General features: G+C 74.4%; 14 protein-coding genes. 3 read left to right on the plus strand and 11 right to left on the minus strand.

The genetic code is table 11. The annotated features are described in order from the left end of the window. Window position 1: 1 nt before the first annotated feature. Both ASG36_RS15075 and ilvD read right to left on the minus strand, forming a co-directional pair. Window positions 2-2,665 (minus strand): bifunctional diguanylate cyclase/phosphodiesterase, encoded by a 2,664-nt coding sequence (locus ASG36_RS15075; RefSeq protein WP_157498841.1) that lies wholly within the window; start codon window positions 2,663-2,665, stop codon window positions 2-4. Window positions 2,666-2,774: 109 nt separating this feature from the next. Continuing rightward, on the minus strand, window positions 2,775-4,493 hold the full coding sequence (gene ilvD, locus ASG36_RS15080) for a dihydroxy-acid dehydratase (RefSeq protein WP_055765591.1): 1,719 nt from the start codon (window positions 4,491-4,493) through the stop codon (window positions 2,775-2,777). Window positions 4,494-4,546: 53 nt separating this feature from the next. On the opposite strand from ilvD, the gene ASG36_RS15085 reads away from it, so the two are divergent. Continuing rightward, window positions 4,547-4,915: a PH domain-containing protein gene (locus tag ASG36_RS15085; RefSeq protein WP_157498842.1), complete on the plus strand. Its 369-nt coding sequence runs from the start codon at window positions 4,547-4,549 to the stop codon at window positions 4,913-4,915. A 70-nt stretch (window positions 4,916-4,985) separates the two neighbouring features. Here ASG36_RS15085 and ASG36_RS15090 read toward each other — a convergent pair whose 3' ends face one another. Continuing rightward, window positions 4,986-5,933, minus strand: a complete 948-nt coding sequence (locus tag ASG36_RS15090) for a 2-hydroxyacid dehydrogenase (RefSeq protein WP_235495057.1) — start codon at window positions 5,931-5,933, stop codon at window positions 4,986-4,988. Window positions 5,934-6,001: 68 nt separating this feature from the next. Between ASG36_RS15090 and ASG36_RS15095 the strand changes: the two genes are divergently transcribed. Next, complete coding sequence (locus tag ASG36_RS15095) at window positions 6,002-7,159, plus strand: sorbosone dehydrogenase family protein (protein WP_055765596.1); 1,158 nt, start codon at window positions 6,002-6,004, stop codon at window positions 7,157-7,159. On the opposite strand, the gene ASG36_RS15100 is transcribed toward ASG36_RS15095, so the two are convergent. The 5 genes from ASG36_RS15100 to gatC are packed head-to-tail and all read right to left on the minus strand — an operon-like array spanning window position 7,156 to window position 11,234. Beyond that, a complete protein-coding gene (locus tag ASG36_RS15100; protein ID WP_055765599.1) occupies window positions 7,156-7,686 on the minus strand; it encodes a GNAT family N-acetyltransferase in 531 nt (176 codons plus the stop codon). The genes ASG36_RS15095 and ASG36_RS15100 overlap by 4 nt on opposite strands. Further along, window positions 7,683-9,182 (minus strand): Asp-tRNA(Asn)/Glu-tRNA(Gln) amidotransferase subunit GatB, encoded by a 1,500-nt coding sequence (gene gatB, locus ASG36_RS15105; RefSeq protein ID WP_055765602.1) that lies wholly within the window; start codon window positions 9,180-9,182, stop codon window positions 7,683-7,685. The genes ASG36_RS15100 and gatB overlap by 4 nt, the downstream gene beginning before the upstream one ends. Then, complete coding sequence (locus ASG36_RS15110; RefSeq protein ID WP_055765605.1) at window positions 9,179-9,379, minus strand: hypothetical protein; 201 nt, start codon at window positions 9,377-9,379, stop codon at window positions 9,179-9,181. The genes gatB and ASG36_RS15110 overlap by 4 nt, the downstream gene beginning before the upstream one ends. Then, window positions 9,376-10,929: an Asp-tRNA(Asn)/Glu-tRNA(Gln) amidotransferase subunit GatA gene (gene gatA / locus ASG36_RS15115; protein WP_055765608.1), complete on the minus strand. Its 1,554-nt coding sequence runs from the start codon at window positions 10,927-10,929 to the stop codon at window positions 9,376-9,378. The genes ASG36_RS15110 and gatA overlap by 4 nt, the downstream gene beginning before the upstream one ends. After that, window positions 10,926-11,234 (minus strand): Asp-tRNA(Asn)/Glu-tRNA(Gln) amidotransferase subunit GatC, encoded by a 309-nt coding sequence (gatC, locus tag ASG36_RS15120; protein WP_055765611.1) that lies wholly within the window; start codon window positions 11,232-11,234, stop codon window positions 10,926-10,928. Before gatC ends, gatA begins: the two co-directional genes overlap by 4 nt. Before the next feature lie 246 nt (window positions 11,235-11,480). Between gatC and ASG36_RS15125 the strand changes: the two genes are divergently transcribed. After that, window positions 11,481-12,143, plus strand: coding sequence for an ACT domain-containing protein (locus tag ASG36_RS15125; protein WP_055765614.1), 663 nt, complete (start codon window positions 11,481-11,483; stop codon window positions 12,141-12,143). Here ASG36_RS15125 and ligA read toward each other — a convergent pair. Genes ligA through ASG36_RS15140 form a run of 3 tightly spaced genes read right to left on the minus strand, consistent with a single transcriptional unit; the run spans window position 12,140 to window position 17,637 of the window. Then, on the minus strand, window positions 12,140-14,380 hold the full coding sequence (ligA, locus tag ASG36_RS15130; protein WP_082523175.1) for an NAD-dependent DNA ligase LigA: 2,241 nt from the start codon (window positions 14,378-14,380) through the stop codon (window positions 12,140-12,142). The genes ASG36_RS15125 and ligA overlap by 4 nt on opposite strands. 40 nt (window positions 14,381-14,420) lie before the next feature. Further along, the gene (locus tag ASG36_RS15135) at window positions 14,421-15,470 is read right to left on the minus strand and encodes a methionine synthase (RefSeq protein ID WP_157498843.1); all 1,050 of its coding nucleotides are present in this window, start codon (window positions 15,468-15,470) and stop codon (window positions 14,421-14,423) included. Then, the gene (locus ASG36_RS15140) at window positions 15,454-17,637 is read right to left on the minus strand and encodes a bifunctional UDP-sugar hydrolase/5'-nucleotidase (RefSeq protein WP_082523177.1); all 2,184 of its coding nucleotides are present in this window, start codon (window positions 17,635-17,637) and stop codon (window positions 15,454-15,456) included. Before ASG36_RS15140 ends, ASG36_RS15135 begins: the two co-directional genes overlap by 17 nt. Window positions 17,638-17,699 lie beyond the last annotated feature (62 nt).

Here is a 17,699-nt window from a genome sequence, read left to right on the forward strand (position 1 = left end):
CTCAGACCCGCCCGACCAGTCCCGGCCACAGCTGGCCGGCGTCGGCCTCCAGCATCCCGACGAAGCGGGGCAGCGAGAGCGGGCGGGACAGCAGGAAGCCCTGGGCGAAGCCGCAGCCCATCGAGCGCAGCACGGCGAGCTGGCTGGGGGTCTCGACGCCCTCGGCGACGACGTCGATGCCCAGCCGGGCGCCGATGCCGATCACCGACTCGCACAGCGCCCGGGTCTGGGTGTCCTTGTCCAACCGGGCCAGGAACGTGCGGTCGAGCTTGATGATGTCCACCGGGAGCCGGGTCAGGTGGGCCAGCGAGGAGTAGCCGGACCCGAAGTCGTCCAGGGCCAGGTGCACGCCCATCAGCCGCAGCGCGGCGAAGTCGGTCTCCACGTGCATGCCGTCGGCCAGCACGGTGGACTCGGTGATCTCGATGACCAGCCGCTCCGCGGGCAGCCCGCTGGCCTGCAGGGCCCGCGAGACGTCCCCGACGAGGGTGCCGCTGGCCACGTGCACCGCAGAGACGTTGACCCCCAGCTTGAGCGGGGTGTCCCCGGGCTGGGGCAGGGCGACCGCGGCGGTGGTGGCCTCGGCGAGCACCCAGCGCTGCAGGTCCCCGATGAGGCCCGAGCGCTCGGCGATCGGGATGAACTCCTCCGGCTCGAGCTCGCCGTAGGAGGGGTGCCGCCAGCGGGCGAGCGCCTCCACACCGGTCACCCGCTGGGTGGCCAGGTCGACGATGGGCTGCCAGGCCAGCGCGAACTCACCGCGGGCCCGGGCGCCGACGAGGTCCTCGCGCAGCCGCTCCCGGCGGTCGCGGGCCGCGCCCATGGCCGGGTCGTACCGGCGCACCGACCCCGGCCCGGCGGTCCTCGCGGCGACGACGGCCAGCTCGGCCCGGTCGATGACCCCCGCAGGGGTGTCCCCGGCGGCCAGGGGGACGAGCCCGACGGCCGCGGAGAGGTCGACCAGGCCCAGCTCGGTGGTGACCGGCTGCTCCACGACCGACAGGCAGCGGGCGGCCACCAGGTCGGGCTCGCCGTCCACCCCGTGGGCCAGGACGGCGAAGAGCTCGGGCCCCACGCGGGCGACCTGGTCGTCGCCGCGGACGGTGGCGCGCAACCGGCGGCCGACCTCGACCAGGGACACGTCGACGACGTCGCGGCCCACGTTCTCCCGGGCCTCGGCCAGGCCCTCCACCTCGAACAGCAGCAGGGCCACCCCGGGGGCGTCCCCCACCTCGCGGAGCTCCTCGGTCAGGGCCCGGACGTGGGCGGCGCGGTTGGGCAGTCCCGTGACCGGGTCGCTGAAGGCCAGCGACCGCAGCTCGTCCTCGGTGTCCAGCCGGGCCGTGATGTCGCGGCACTGCAGGACCAGGGCCGCGACGTCGGCGTCGGCCCGCAGGTCGGTGATGCCGACCTCCAGCACGCGCCAGGTGCCGTCGGCGCCGGGCAACCGGAAGCTGCGCAGGCCGGAGAGCCGGCCGACCGGCACCGCCGGGTCGGTGAGCCAGGCACGGACGGCGTCGACGTCCTGCGGGTGCACCCGGTCCAGGACCGGGGCGCCGGTGAGCGGCAGGCCGGACCGCTCGGCCGGCCCGGCCAGCGCGGGCGCCGCCCAGGTGACGGTCAGGTCGGCGTCGAGCACCAGGACGGCGTCGCTGCTGGAGCGCACGAGGGAGCGGAACCAGGCCTCGCTGCGCTGCAGGCGAGCGCCGACCCGGACCTCGTCGCGGGCCGAGACGCCCCGGTGCACGGCGGTGAGGACGAGCCCGAGGGCCACGGCGACCAGGGCGGCGCCGGTCGGGGGGTGGCCGAGCAGGGCGGAGCCCAGCAGCAGGACCGCGGCCACGACGACGACCACGTGCGGCAGCAGGTGCCCGGCCATGGTCAGCCGGTCGGTGAGCCGGTGCTGGTCCCCGGGCGCGGCGTCGTCGTCGCCGTCCCCGTCGTCCCGACCGGGATCGGCCGCCGAGGCGGCCAGGAGGAGCGTCGCACCCACCAGCAGCAGCGCGCGGGCCGCCAGCGCGGTGCCGGTGAAGGGGGCCTCGGAGCCCAGGGCGCCGAGGGCGTCGCCGACGGTGAGCGTGACCAGGGCGGCCAGCACCAGGGCACCGGTGACCCGGCGGGTGGCGTCGGCGGCGGTGGCGAGGGTGAGTCCGGCGCCCAGGAGGACCGTGGCGGCCAGGCAACTGGCCTCCAGGGCGGCCCGGGAGGTGGTGTCCAGGTCGTCGGCCAGCGGGCTGACCACCAGCACCTGGGCCAGCACGAAGGCGGCGGTGCAGAACAGGGCGATCTCGGTGAGCAGCCGGGCACCGCCGGCCCGCAGCCGGCCGCGGCCCAGCAGCACCAGCACGCCGAACGCGCCGAGCAGGTGGGCGGGGACCGAGGCCGCGGTGCGCCAGGCGTCCACCTGGCCGGTGCCGCCGGAGACCAGTTCGGCCAGCCCCGCGGTGGCGAGACCGACGAGCAGGGCGACGCCGAGGGTGCGCCACCCGCGGGCCGCGCCGGCCCCGCCGCGGCGCAGCAGGAGCAGACCGGTCAGCGCCGTGACCGCGGCCACGAGGGCCGCAGCGGCGAACCGGCGGTCCTCGGCCGGGAGGGCGAGGACGCCGGCGAGCAGCACCAGGGACGCCAGTCCCAGCGTTGCCGCTCCTCGACGCAGATGATCCACACGCTCAGTGTCGGCAGCTCTACTTAGCGTGAACAGGCGAGGCTCGCCGGGAGTCACCCGTTCGGGCGGTCCCGGTGGTCACCGGAGTGTGACCACCGGGACCGGTGACTCACCCGCAGATGGCGCCCTGGGCGGCCGAACCGACGAGCTTGGCGTACTTGGCGAGGACGCCCCGGGTGTAGCGCGGGGCCGGCGGGGCCCAGCCCTCGGCCCGGCGGGCCAGCTCGTCGGCGTCGACGTGCAGGTCCAGGGTGCGGGCGGCGAGGTCGAGGACGATCCGGTCGCCGTCCCGGACGAAGGCGATCGGCCCGCCGTCGGCGGCCTCGGGGGCGATGTGGCCCACGCACAGCCCCGTCGTCCCCCCGGAGAACCGGCCGTCGGTGAGCAGCAGGACGTCCTTGCCCAGCCCGGCGCCCTTGATCGCCCCGGTGACGGCCAGCATCTCGCGCATGCCGGGCCCACCCCGGGGGCCCTCGTAGCGGATGACCACGACGTCGCCGTGCTTCAGCGTGCCCTCGGTGACCGCGGCCATCGCGCCGGCCTCGCCGTCGAACACCCGGGCGGTGCCGTCGAAGACCTCGGCGTCGAAGCCGGCGCTCTTGACCACCGCGCCGTCCGGCGACAGCGAACCGCGCAGGACGGTGAGGCCACCGGTCTTGTGGATCGGGTCGTCCATCGCCCGGATGATCGCGCCGTCGGGGTCCTGCGGGCCGATGTGCGCGAGGTTCTCGGCCATCGTCCTCCCCGTGACGGTCAGGCAGTCCCCGTGCAGCAGCCCGGCGTCCAGCAGCGCCTTCATGACCACCGGCACCCCGCCGATGCGGTCGATGTCGGTCATCACGAAACGGCCGAAGGGCTTCACGTCGGCCAGGTGCGGGGTCTTGTCCCCGATCCGGTTGAAGTCGTCGAGGGTGAGGTCGACGTCGGCCTCGTGCGCGATGGCCAGCAGGTGCAGCACGGCGTTCGTGGAGCCACCGAGGGCCATGACCACGGTGATGGCGTTCTCGAACGCCTCCTTGGTCATGATGTCGCGGGCGGTGATGCCCTGGCGCAGCAGCTCGACGACGGCCTTGCCGGACTCCACGGCGTAGCCGTCCCGGCGCTTGTCCGGGGCCGGCGGGGCGGCGCTGCCGGGCAGGCTCATGCCCAGCGCCTCGGCGGCCGAGGCCATGGTGTTGGCGGTGTACATGCCGCCGCAGGCGCCCTCACCGGGACAGGTCGCCTTCTCGATCGCGGTGAGCTCCTCGCGGGTGATCTTGCCGGCCGCGCAGGCGCCGACGCCCTCGAAGACGTCGATGATCGTGAGGTCCCGGTCACCGAGCTTGCCGGGCATCGTGGCGCCGGCGTAGAGGAACACCGCGGCGAGGTCCAGGCGGGCCGCGGCCATCAGCATGCCGGGCAGCGACTTGTCGCAGCCGGCCAGCAGCACCGAGCCGTCCAGCCGCTCGGCGAACACGACGGTCTCCACCGAGTCGGCGATGACCTCGCGGGACACCAGCGAGGCGCGCATGCCCTCGTGGCCCATGGAGATGCCGTCGGAGACCGAGATGGTGCCGAACTCCAGCGGGAACCCGCCGCCCTCGTGCACGCCGGTCTTCACGGCCTTGGCCAGCCGGTCCAGGCTGAGGTTGCAGGGGGTGATCTCGTTCCACGACGAGGCCACACCGATCTGCGGCTTCGCGAAGTCGTCGTCGCCCATGCCCACCGCGCGCAGCATGGCGCGGGCCGGGGCCTTGGCGTCACCGTCGGTCACCTCGTGGGAGCGGGGCTTGATCGAGGCGTGCGTCGGTGCAGGAGTGCTGGTGTGCGGTTCGTCGACGGTCGTCACGCCCGGGATCGTATGCCCGCACGGCGACCCGCCGTCTGGGAGCATCGACGGACGTGAAGACAGCACAGCTGCGGATGAGCCGCACGGCGTTGGTCCCCGTCGTGATCCTGCTGGTGTGCGTCGTCCCGATCGCCGGCGCTGCGTGGTGGGGTCTCCCGCTGCTGCTGGTGCCCGTCGTCGCCGCGGCCTGGGTGCTGCGGGTCGGCGTCGACGTCGGCGCCGCCGGGGTCACCCCGCGCAGCCTGCTGACCGCCCGCACCGTGCCCTGGGACCAGGTCGCCGGCATCCGGGTCGGCGAGGACCAGGACCTGTGGCTGGTGCGCACCACCGGCACCGAGGTCCGGCTCCCCGTCGTCCGCGCCCGGGACCTGCCCCAGCTGTCCGCCGCCTCCGCGGGCCGCATCCCCGACCCCAGCAGGTGACCGCGTGGAACGGCCTGGCCGCAGGGTCCCGCGGCGCGCGGAGCGTGTCGTGGGGGGCGGTCAGGTCCTTCTAGTAGGCGTCGACGACGTTCTGCAGGGGCTGGCCGGCGAGCACCCGGTCGAGCTGGTCGAGGACGGCGTCGGTCGCCCGCTCGGCGGTCTGCGGCACGGCTCCGCCGACGTGCGGGGTGAGCAGCAGGTTCGGGGCGGCGAACAGCGGGTGGCCCTCGGGCAACGGCTCGGGCTCGGTGACGTCCAGGGCGGCGCGCAGCCGGCCGGAGATGAGCTCGGCGAGCAGCGCGTCGGTGTCGACGACGACGCCGCGCGCGGCGTTGACCAGCAGGGAGTCGTCGGGCATCGCGGCCAGGAAGGCCGCGTCCACCATGCCGGTGGTCTCCGGGGTGACCGGGACGATGAGGACGACGACGTCGGCCTCGGGCAGCAGCTGGGGCAGCTCGTTGGTGGAGCGGACGCCGTCCCGGGCGGTGCGGGCCACGAAGGTGAGGTCGACGTCGAACCCGGCCAGCATCTCCCCGATGGTGCGGCCGATGTCCCCGGCACCGACGACGAGCACCCGGGCCCCGACCATCGAGTGGTGGGTGCCCGGCGTCCAGCGCCCGGCGTCCTGCTCGCGGACGAAGGTCGGGATGCCGCGCTGGGCGGCCAGGGCCGCGGTGACCGCCCACTCGGCGGTGGCCGGGGTGTGTGCGCCCCGGGCGTTGCAGAGCGCGACGCCGTCGGGGGTCTTCCCGACGAACCGCTCGGCGCCGGCGCTGGTCAGCTGGACCAGACGCAGCCGGGGCAGCGCGTCGAAGAGCCCGTCGGGCACGCCGCTGCCGTCGGGCACCCAGACCTGGGCCTGCGCGGCCTCCCCGGTGGGCGGGCCGTCGGCGGGGTCGAACCGGTGCGCGCGGATGCGGGAGGACAGCCCCTCCAGGGCCTCCCCCATGGCGCGCGAGGGCACCAGCACGTGCAGCGTCTCGTCGTCGGACAGGTCGATCGTCAGGGCGTCGGGCACGGTTCCCGACCGTAGGGGGCTCCTGCGTCCACGGCGATCCCGGCCCCGACCCCCGTACCCTCGAAGGCGTGACCGGGGGGACGAGACGCGCGCCGTGGCTGGTGGCCGTGGCGGCGTCCTGCCTGCTCGTCACCGCGTGCAGCAGCGGGTACGAGCCGGCCGGCCCGTTCCGCGCCGTGCCCGAGGGCCCGGGCCCGCAGGTGGCCCCGCCGACCGACACGGCGCCCGGCCCGCTCCCGGAGGACCCCTCGACGCCGGGCACGGAGGACGAGCAGCCCGGTGACCCGAACGTGCTGGCCACCGACCTCGCCGTCCCCACCGGACTGGTGCTGCTGCCCGACGGCACCGGCATCGTCGCCGAGCGGGAGACCGGCCGGTTGCTGCAGGTCTACCCCGACCGCTCCCCCGCCCGGGAGCTGATGACCGTCGCCGGGGTCGACACCACCGGTGACGGCGGCCTGCTGGGCCTGGCCCTCTCGCCCACCTACGCCGAGGACGGCCTGCTCTACGCCTACCTGTCCACCGCGACCGACAACCGGGTGGTGCGCTTCCCGCTCGGCGGTCAGCCCAACGAGGTGGTCACCGGCATCCCGCGCGGGGAGACCCGCAACGGCGGCGGCCTGGTCTTCGGCGCCGACGGCACGCTGTACGTGGGCACCGGCGACACCGGCAACGCCGCGCTCGCCCAGGACCCGGCCTCGCTGGCCGGGAAGGTGCTGGCCTACGACGTGTTCGGCCAGCCCGTCGGCGCCAGCGCGGTCTACAGCCAGGGTCTGTCGAACGTGACCTCGCTGTGCGTCGGCGACGACGCGGTCTACGCCACCGACGACGCCGCGACCGGTCCCGACGACCTCGAACGGCTCGTCGCCGGCGGCGACTACGGCTCCCCCACGGCGCTGCCCGGGTCCAACGCCCCGGTCCTCGCGGTGCCCGAGGCCGTCGCCGGGCTGGCGGGCTGCGCGGTCTCCGGGGACTTCGTCTACCTCGGGGCCCTGGACGGCCGGCAGGTGCACCTGGTCACCCTCGGCCCGGACGGCGCACCGACCGGTGACCCGGTGCCCTTCCTGGCCGAGGAGTACGGCCGGCTGCGCACGGTGGTCGTCGACGCCGAGGGCGCACTGTGGATCACCACGTCGAACACCGATGGCCTGGGCACCCCCGCCGAGGACGACGACAAGGTGCTGCGCATCCAGCCCCCGAACTCCGACGCCGACAGCCCGCTCTAGAGCTCCAGCCGGTAGACCACGTGGTCGCGGCTGTCGGCCGGGTCGTCCGGCTCGAGTTCGCCCTCGGCGACCCGGGTGAAACCGGCCTTCTCCAGGGCGCGCCAGGAGCGTCGGTTCTCCGCGTGCACGGGGACGACGACGTCGCGCGCGTCGGGGTACAGCGCCTGCAGCTCGGCGACCGCGGCTGAGACCAGGGCCGGCCCGACCCCGCGCCCCCGCGCACTCGGCACCCCGAGGAGGTAGTCGACGCTCACCGCGCCGTCGGGGACCGGCCAGACCGTCGCCATCGCCGCGAGCTCGGCGGGCTCGTCGGCCCAGCGGTACCCCTGCACCAGGCCGACGGGCGCCCCGTCGTCGAGCACCACCCACACCCGGGTCGGGTCGGTGCCGTCGACGGACGGGCCGTACTGGGCCTCCACGGCCTCGGCCGAGCTGTCGTCGGCCCACCAGCGCCGGACCAACGGCTCGTCCAGCCACGACCGCGGCAGCGCGAGGTCCTCGCGCTGCAGCGGCCGCAGCGTGATCACCCGAGCACGCGCTCCTCGAGCATCCGGCGCACGGTGGCGGCGTCGGCCTTGCCCCGGGTCTCCTTCATGACCGCACCGACCAGGGCACCCAGCGCCGCGGTCTTTCCTCCCTTGACCTTCTCGACCACGTCCGGAGCGCCGGCGATCGCGGCGTCCACGGCGGCACCGAGCTCGTCTGAGTCGCCCATGACGGCCAGCCCGCGGCCCTCGACCACCTGACGCGGGGAGCCCTCACCGGCGAGCACGCCGTCGAGCACCTGGCGGGCCAGCTGGTCGTTGACGGTGCCCTCGCCGACGAGCGCGACCAGTTCGGCGACCTGCTCCGGGGTGACGGCGAGCTCGGTGAGCTCGACGCCGGCGTCCTTGGCGCGGCGGGAGAGCTCGCCCAGCCACCACTTGCGGGCGTCGGCGGGGGGTGCGCCGGCGGCCACGGTGTCGGCGACCAGCCCCAGGGCGTTGGCGTTGAGCAGCCAGGCCATCTCGGTGTCGGAGAGACCCCACTCCTCGCGCAGCCGCACGCGACGGGCGGCGGGGAGCTCGGGGAGCCCCGCGGTCAGCTCCTCGACCCAGGTGGCGTCGGGTGCCATCGGGACCAGGTCGGGCTCGGGGAAGTACCGGTAGTCGGTGGCCTCCTCCTTGCTGCGCCCGGAGGACGTGGAGCCGGTGTCCTCGTGGAAGTGCCGGGTCTCCTGGACGATCCGGCCGCCGTCGTCGAGCACGGCACCCTGCCGACGCATCTCGTAGCGCACCGACCGCTCGACCGAGCGCAGCGAGTTGACGTTCTTGGTCTCGGTCCGGGTGCCCCACTCGAGGCTGCCGGTCGGCGCCAGGGAGATGTTGACGTCGCACCGCAGGCTGCCCTGCTCCATGCGCACGTCGGAGACCCCGAGGGCCTGGACGATCTCGCGCAGCTCGGTGACGTAGGCGCGGGCGACCTCGGGGGCCTTGGCGCCGACGCCCGGGACCGGCCGGGTGACGATCTCCACCAGCGGGATGCCGGCCCGGTTGTAGTCGACCAGCGAGTGGTCGGCACCGTGGATGCGCCCGGTGGCACCGCCGACGTGCAGGTTCTTGCCGGTGTCCTCCTCGAGGTGCACCCGCTCGATCTCCACCCGGTAGGTCTCCCCGTCGACCTCGACGTCCAGGTGCCCGGCCGTGCAGAGCGGCTCGTCGTACTGGCTGGTCTGGAAGCCCTTGGGGATGTCGGGGTAGAAGTAGTTCTTCCGGGCGAAGCGGCACCAGGTCGCGATCCGGCAGCCCAGGGCCAGCCCGATCTTGATGGTGGCCTCGATCGCGGCGGCGTTGGCCACCGGCAGCGAGCCGGGCAGGCCCAGGCAGACCGGGCAGGTCTGGATGTTGGGCTCGGCGCCGAAGGTGGTGGCGCAGCCGCAGAACATCTTCGACGCGGTGCCCAGCTCGACGTGGGTCTCCAGCCCGATGACCGGCTCGTACCGGGTCAGGACGTCGTCGAACTCCAACAGGCGGTCACTGCTCACGACGTGCCACCGATCCCGCTCTGCGCGGCGCTCTGCTTGCTGATCGACCGGGCGGTCAGCACCGCACCGACGGCGGTCACCACGCCCAGGACGACGAAGACGGCGAAGACCGGGCGACCGGTGAACACCCACAGCAGGACGCCGGCGACGGCGACCAGGTCGGCGAGGAAGAAGGCGAGCATCAAGGGGCGGTTCACGGTGCGACCTCCTGGGTGGGGACCGGGTGCGGGCGCTGCTGGCTGAGGAACGTGCCCCCGCGGGCGGCGTCCCCGGCTGCTTCGAGCGCCGCAGCGACCCGGTAGCAGCGGTCGTCGGCGAGTGCGGGTGCCATCACCTGGAACCCGACGGGCAGGCCCTCGCTCAGGCCGCAGGGCACCGAGATGGCCGGGGTGCCCGCGAGGCTGGCGGGCAGGGTGCAGAGGTCGGCGGCGTACATCGACAGCGGGTCGTCGACCCGGGCGCCGAGCGGGAACGCGACCATCGGCGAGGTGGGGCTGACCAGCACGTCGACGCCTGCTCCCTCTGCACCGAACGCCGCCGCGAAGTCCCGGCCGATGAGCGTGCGGACCTTCTGCGCCTGGCCGTAGTAGGCCTCGTAGTAGCCCGAGCTCAGGGCGTAGGTGCCCAGGATGATGCGGCGCTTGACCTCCGGGCCGAAGCCCTGCTCCCGGGTGAGCGCCATGACCTCGTCGAGGTCCCGGCTGCCGTCGTCGCCGACCCGCAGGCCGAAGCGGACGCCGTCGAAGCGGGACAGGTTGGACGAGGCCTCGCTGGGCGCGATCAGGTAGTAGGCGGCCAGCGCCAGGTCGAAGCTGGGGCAGGACACCTCCCGGACCTCGGCACCCAGGGCGCGCAGCTGGTCGACCCCGGCGGAGAAGGCGGCCAGCACCCCGGGCTCGTAGCCGTCGGTGTGCCCCTCGCCGCCGAGTTCGCGGACGACGCCGACGGTCACCCCGGTCAGGTCGCCGGTGGCCCCCTGACGGGCGGCCGCGACGAACGGCGCGGCCGGGGCGTCGATGCTGGTGGAGTCGGAGGGGTCGTGCCCGCCGATGACCTCGTGCATGAGGGCGGCGTCGGCGACGGTGCGTGCCATCGGGCCGGCCTGGTCCAGGCTGGAGGAGAACGCGATCAGGCCGTAGCGGGACACCGAGCCGTAGGTGGGCTTGTGCCCCACCAGGCCGGTGACGGCCGCCGGCTGGCGGATCGAACCACCGGTGTCGGTGCCGATCGCCCACGGCGCCAGGTGCCCGGCGACCGCGGCCGAGGACCCGCCGGAGGACCCGCCGGGGATGCGGTCGTGGTCCCACGGGTTGCGGGTCGGGCCGTAGGCGGAGTTCTCCGTGGAGGAGCCCATCGCGAACTCGTCCATGTTGGTCTTGCCCAGCAGCACGGTGCCGGCGGCCTTGAGCCGGGCGGCGACGGTCGCGTCGTAGGGCGGGGTCCAGCCCTCGAGGATCTTCGAGCCGCTGGTGGTGGGCACGCCCTCGGTGACGACGACGTCCTTCAGGGCGACGGGGACGCCGGCCAGGCGGCCCAGCTCCTCCCCCGCGGCGCGACGGCGGTCGACGTCGGCAGCCGTGGCCAGCGCCGCCTCGCCGTCGACGAACAGGTAGGAGTTCAGCGCGCCGTCCTCGGCGGTGATCGCGTCCAGGTGGGCCCGGGTGACCTCGACGGCGCTGGTGCTGCCGTCGGCCAGGGCGGCCTGCAGCGCGGTCACGTCCAGCCGGGTCAGCTCGGTGGCGCTCATGCCTCGTCCTGCAGGATCCGCGGGACCCGGAAGCGGTCGTCCTCGGCCGCGGGCGCGCCGGCGAGCACCTGCTCGCGGGTCAGGCTCGGGGTCACGACGTCGGGCCGGTACACGTTGGTCAACGGCACGGCGTGCGTCGTCGGGGTGACGTCCTCGGTCGGGGCGTCCTGCACCCGGGCGACGGCGCCCAGGACGACGCCGAGCTGACCGGCGTAGAGGTCGAGCTCCTCGTCGGTGACGGCGAGCCGGGACAACTGCGCGAGGTGCGCGACGTCCTCTCGGGTGAGGCTGCTGGGAGTGCTCATGCGCTGGCGGGACCCCACTGTCGGTCTGCTCGGTGCGGTGGCTGGTGTGCTGCGTCGTACGGGTGCTGGGCCGGGACGGACCGTGGTCCGCTCCAACCCGGGCAGTCTACGTGGGGCGGACGACGTCCCCCGTCCGCGAGCCGGGTTGGCCTCGACGGGGGCTGATGGGGCAGGGTGGGCGCCGTCCCTCGATCGACGGAGATCGGCTGCCCGAGTCGTCGCGCTGGTGTCCCCGCGGAGGATCACGTGTCCTACCTGCTCCGGCTGGTCGTGCCCGACCGTCCCGGCATCCTGGGCGCGGTGGCCACCGCACTGGGCCTGGCCGGCATCGACATCGTCTCGGTCGACGTGCTGGAACGGGGCAACGGCGTCGCGGTCGACGACATCGTTGTCGAACTGCCCGCCGACCGGGTGCCCGACGGCCTGATCACGGTGGTCATGAGCGTGCCCGGGGTCGAGGTCGAGTCGCTGCGGCCGTACTCCGGGCCGCTGGACACCCACCGCGAGCTGGAGCTCCTGGAGGCGCTCGCCCGCGGTGGTGGCGGCACCGCGCAGCTGCTGGCGACCGAGCTCCCCCGGGTGCTGCACGGCGGGTGGGCGGCGGTGCTCAGCGGCGGTCCGGACGACGTGCGGGTGCTGGCCGCCTCCGACGCCGCGCCGGCCCTGGCTGCCCTCACGCTGCCCTGGCTGCCGCTGACGTCGCCGGTGCTGCTGCCCAGCGAGGACGACTGGGTGCCCGAGCGGTGGCGGGAGATGGCCATCGAGATGATGGCCGCACCCTTCGACGGCTCGGGGACCGCGGTGCTGCTGGGCCGCTCGGGCGGGCCGGCGTTCCGCCGCTCGGAGCTGCTGCGGCTGGCGCACCTGACCGGCATCGCGGCCACGGTGGCTCAGCTCCCCCCTGCCTAGGCCTCCTCCTCGGCCGGGACCTCCTTCTTCTTCCTCGGGGCGCGCTTCTTCGGGGCGGGTGCCTCCGCGTCGTCGGCGGCGGGCGGCTCGGGCTCGCTGCCGTCGCCGATGGTGGCCACCTCCCGGGCGGCCTCGGGCCCCTGCTCGAGGAGGACGGTGAAGCCGTCGTCGTCGAGCACGGGGGCCTTGACCTGGACCGCCTTGTCGTACTTGCTGCCCGGGTCGGCGCCCACGACGACGAAGCCGGTCTTCTTCGACACCGAACCGGTCACCTTGCCGCCGCGCTCCTGGATGGCGGCGATCGCCTGGTCCCGGCTGTGGTCGCGCAACGAGCCGGTGACCACGACGGTCACCCCGGTGAGCGGGCCGGGCCCGGCATCGGACTCCTCGTCGGCCATCCGGACGCCGTCCCGGGCCCACTTGTCCACGACCCCCCGGTGCCAGTCGACGGCGAACCAGTCGCGCACCGCGGTGGCGATCGTGGGGCCGACCCCGTCGGCGGCCGCGAGCTCCTCCTCGGAGGCGGCCACCAGCCGGTCCATGGTGCGGAACTCCCGGGCCAGGGCCTGCGCGGCGGTCGGCCCGACGTGCCGGATGGACAGCCCCACGAGCACCCGCCAGAGCGGGACGTCCTTGCGGGTCTGCAGGTTGGTGAGCAACCGGGCGCCGTTGGCCGACAGCGTGCCGTCCTTCTTGGTGAAGAACGGGGCGCGCTGCAGCTTCTCGGCGTCGAGGGAGAACACGTCGCCCTCGTCCTCGAGCAGGTGGCTCTCCAGCAGCGCGATCGAGGCCTCGTAGCCGAGCACCTCGATGTCGAAGGCGCCCCGGCCGGCGACGTGGAAGACCCGCTCCCGCAGCTGCGCCGGGCACGACCGGGCGTTGGGGCAGCGGATGTCGGCGTCGCCCTCCTTCTCGTGCCGGAGCTCGGTGTGGCACTCGGGGCAGTCGCGCGGCATCTCGAAGGCGACCTCGTCGCCGGTGCGCACGTCGACGACCGGACCGAGGATCTCCGGGATGACGTCGCCGGCCTTCCGGATGACCACGGTGTCGCCGATGAGCACGCCCTTGCGGACGACCTCGCTGGCGTTGTGCAGGGTGGCGAGCTGCACCGTGGACCCGGCGACCTTGACCGGCTCCATGTAGCCGAACGGGGTGACCCGCCCGGTGCGTCCGACGTTCACCCGGATGTCCAGGAGCTTCGTCGTCGCCTCCTCCGGCGGGTACTTGAACGCGATCGCCCACCGCGGGGCACGGCTGGTCGAGCCCAGCCGGCGCTGCAGCGCCACCTGGTCGATCTTGACCACGACGCCGTCGATCTCGTGCTCGACGGAGTGCCGCTGCTCCCGGTACCGCTCGATGTAGGCCCACACGGCCTCGAGGTCGGGGACCACCTCGAAGCGGGTGCTCGTGGGCAGCCCGAACGCCGCCAGCTTCTCGTAGGCCTCGGACTGCCGTTCGAGGTCGAAGCCGGTGCGGGCGCCGATGCCGTGCACGAGGAGCCTGAGCGGGCGGGTCGCCGTCACCCGGGGGTCCTTCTGCCGCAGCGAGCCGGCGGCCGCGTTGCGCGGGTTGGCGAACGGCGCCTTGCCCGCCTCGACCTGCGCGGCGTTGACCTCGGCGAAGGCGGCGACCGGGAAGTAGACCTCCCCCCGGACCTCGACGAGCTCCGGCACGTCGTCCCCACGGAGCTGCTGGGGGACGTCGGCCATCGTGGCGACGTTGGCCGTCACGTCCTCCCCCGTCGTCCCGTCGCCCCGGGTGGCGGCACGGACCAGCCGGCCCCGCTCGTAGACCAGGTCGATGGCGAGCCCGTCGATCTTCAGCTCGCAGAGGTACCCCGCTCCCCCGGCGCCGTCGCGGTCGGCCCGGGCGGCCCAGGCCGACAGCTCGTCGGAGCTGAACGCGTTGTCCAGGCTCTGCATGCGCTCGAGGTGGATGACCGGGGAGAAGGTGGCGCCGAAGCCGCCGTTGACCTTCTGGCTGGGCGACTCGGGGGTGACCAGCGCAGGGTGCGCGGCCTCCAGGGCCTTCAGCTCGCCCATCAGCTCGTCGTACTGGCCGTCGCTGACGTGCGGGGCGTCCTTGACGTAGTAGGCGAAGGACAGCCGGTCGAGCTCCTCGGACAGCTCGGTGTGCCGGGTGCGGGCGTCGTCGGGGACCTCGGTGACGTCGGCGCGCTCGCTCGCAGCTGTCACGTCAGGGGTGTCGGCGGGGTCCACCACGGCCTCGGTGCTCACGGTCGAGACGGTAGCCGGGGGGTACGACAGGACGCCCCGCTCACTCGGGGAGCAGGTACCTCGCCGCCTCGCGCACGTGCGCCATCGCCGCGCGTGCGTAGGCCGGGCTGGCCCCGGCCAGCCCGCACGAGGGGGTGAGCGTGACGGCCTCGTGCAGGGACTCGGCGGGGAAGCCGAGCTCGTTCCACCAGGCCTGCAGCCGCGTCGCCGTCGCCTTGGGTGCGGGCAGCTGCCGGTCGGTGCCGGGGACCACGCCCAGGAACAGGTGGGTCCCCGCCTCCACCGCCTGCCCGATGTCGTCGAGGTCCTGGACGAGGCCGTGGTCGAAGGAGAGCGCGTCGGCCCCGGCGGCCCGGATCAGGCCGAGCGGGGCGCGGGTGGCGCAGCAGTGCACGACGGTGCGGTGGCCGAGGGCGGACAGGAAGCCCTCGAGCTCCTCCTGGACGACCTGGGCCTCGATCGCGGCGAGCTTGCCGAACCCGCTCTGGGTGGGCAGCCCGCCCAGCAGGACCGCGGGCAGCGAGGGCTCGTCGACCTGGATGACGACGTCCGCGCCGGGCAGCCGGGCGGCGACCGCGGCGGCGTGCGCCCGCAGGCCCTCGGCGAGGGACTGGGCGATGTCGCGGCGGGCGCCGGGGTCGGTGACCGCCCGGTCGCCCCGGGTGCGCTCGAGTCCGGCGGCCAGGGTCCAGGGTCCGGCGGACTGCACCTTGAAGGGCCCGGTCCAGTCGGCGGCGACGTCGTGCAGGGCGTCGAGGTCCCGGTCGAGGAACTCGTGCGCGCGCTGCTCGTCGCGACCCGGGCGGGGAACCAGTCGCCAGCCGGCCGGGGTCAGGTCGACGTGCACGTCGACGAGCAGGCCTGCGCTGCGCCCCAGCACGTCGGCGCCCACCCCGCGGGCGGGCAGCTCGGGGAGGTGCGCGAACCCGGGGAGCTCGCCGACGACCAGGCGGATCGCCTCGGCCGGGTCCGTGCCGGGCAGGGACCCGACGCCAGAGGCCGGCCCCCAGGGTGCGGGGACCGGCCTCGGGTCGTCGGTGCCGTTCTCGGTGGTGCCGTGCTCAGGGGTGCTGTCAGTCGGCGAGGCCACGCCGGCGACGGTAGCCCGCCGCGGTGGCGACCCCACCGGTCAGGAGCAGCAGCGCACCCAGGCCGAGCATCTGCCCGGTGGCCGCGCCGGTGTTCGCCAGCTGACCGGTGCCGATCCCGTTGCCGGGGTTCGCCACCGGGTCCACACCCGGGGTGGGCGTGGTCGGCGGGGTGGTCGGCGGGGTGGTCGGAGCAGCCGGGCACGGGTACCCCGCAGCAGCGGTGCCGGTCGTGCCGGTCGGACCGGTGGCAACGGCGTTGCCGCCGTTCTCCCCAGCCCCGGAACCGCCACCGGCAGGCGGCGTCGCCGGGTTCGCGGCCCGTCCGTCGGTGACAGCCGTGCCGTGTCCGATGGGCGGCGCGGTGTACGGGTCGTTGTCGCCGAAGAACGCGATGGCGGTCTCCACGTCGACCGGCCCGGTCACCTGCAGCGTCCCGTTGCGGAAGGCGGTGAAGCTGTCACCGCCGCCGGCGAGGAAGGAGTTCGCCACGACGCGGTAGGTGGTCGTGGGGACGACGACCTGCGGGTCGAGCGCCGGGGTGCTCGGGTCGTCGAGCTGGATCGAGGCCGGGTCCACCCGGTCGTAGGCCGGGCGGGCCAGGTCGTAGGAGTAGGAGAAGCCCTCCGACGTGCCCAGCCACAGCTGCGACGTCCGCCCCGGGGTAGCGAACTGCTGCTCCAGCAACAGCCGGATGTCGGCGCCGGTCAGGGTGATCGCGTTGGCGTAGTTGCCGAACGGCTGGACGGCGAACGCCTCGGCGTACGTGATCGCGCCGGTGTCGATGTTGGCCCGCAGACCCCCGGGGTTCATGAACGCCACCGCGGGCAGACCCCCGCCGAAGGTGGCGGCCGGGTCCCCGTAGGTGGTGGGGTCGTCCTGCAGGCCGACCAGCTGCGCCTGGGCGACGGTGTTGCCCAGCACGGACTCCGCTCCGCGGTTCTCGGTCCCGGCGGAGTTGACAGCCCGGGCGAGGGGGGTCGTCGTGGACCCGACCTGACGGCTCCCGACAGCGGTCGCCTGGCGGCTCCAGAAGGAGACGATGCCCGCGGTGGCCGCATCCGGCGTCCGGGCTGCGCGGTCGGTCGGCACGTTGGTCACCGAGTAGGTGCCGCAGAGCCGGTCGACGTCGCCGGTGGCACCGTCGATGACGAAGCGGACGTCACCGACGAGCCGGCCGTAGTAGCCGGACTGGGCCACCAGCCGGGGCTGACCGGCCGGGTCCTGGAGGTAGCAGCTGTAGTTCTGGTGGGTGTGGGCCGACAGGACGACGTCCACGGCGGGGTCGGTGCGGTCGTTGATGTCCACGATCGAGCCGTTGAGCTGACCGCAGCCGTTGACGTCGGCCGGGGTGGCCGGCGTCCCGCCCTCGTGCACCAGGGCCACGATGGCCTCGATGCCCTGCGCCTGGAGCACGGGCACCCAGCGGTTGATCGCGGTCGCCTCGTCGATGAACTCGACGTCGGCGATCCCAGTCGGGGCGACGATGCCCGCGGTGGTCTCGGTGACGACTCCGATGAAGCCGATCCGCTGGCCGTCGACCTCCTGGACCGCGTAGGGCGGCAGCATGGGCTCGTCGGTGCCGGCCCGCAGGACGTTGGCGGCGAGGTACGGGAAGTCGGTGCCCGCGAAGGGCGCCCCGGTGCTGTCGGTGAAGCAGCCGTCGACGCCGGCGGTCACGCCCTCGCACGCCGTCTGGTCGTCGGAGAAGGTCCGGTCGGTGGGCCCGGAGAGGCGACGGAGCTCGGTGGTCCCGCGGTCGAACTCGTGGTTGCCCACCACGCTGACTGCCATGTCGAGGCCGTTGAGCACCTCGATGGTCGACTCGTCGCGGAAGCCCGCGGAGTCGAACGGGGAGGCGCCGACCAGGTCACCCAGTCCGATGAACAGCGAGTTGTCCGCCGCGCCACCGCCGGCCACGAAGGCCTGCCGACTGGCGTTGACGGTGCTCGCCACGTTCGCGGCACCTCCGACGGTCGCGGTGCCCAGGGTCGCGTCGGCAGCGGTGGTGTCGGCGATCCGGCCGTGGAAGTCGTTGATCGTCAGCAGCTGGACCGGGACGTCGGGAGCGACGGCCGGCGCCGGCGCGGCAGACGCCACCGACGGGATGCCGACGACGGCGGCCGAGGCCACCAGGGTCAGCGCGAGAGAGAGGCGCGTACGGCGCAAGGGTCCTCCGAGGTGTGGGCCCGGCCCGACGACTCCCCGTGGTCGTCCGGTCACAGAGCTTG

Origin of the sequence: Geodermatophilus sp. Leaf369 (genome assembly GCF_001424455.1) — a bacterium.
In the GTDB taxonomy this organism is placed as follows: domain Bacteria; phylum Actinomycetota; class Actinomycetes; order Mycobacteriales; family Geodermatophilaceae; genus Klenkia.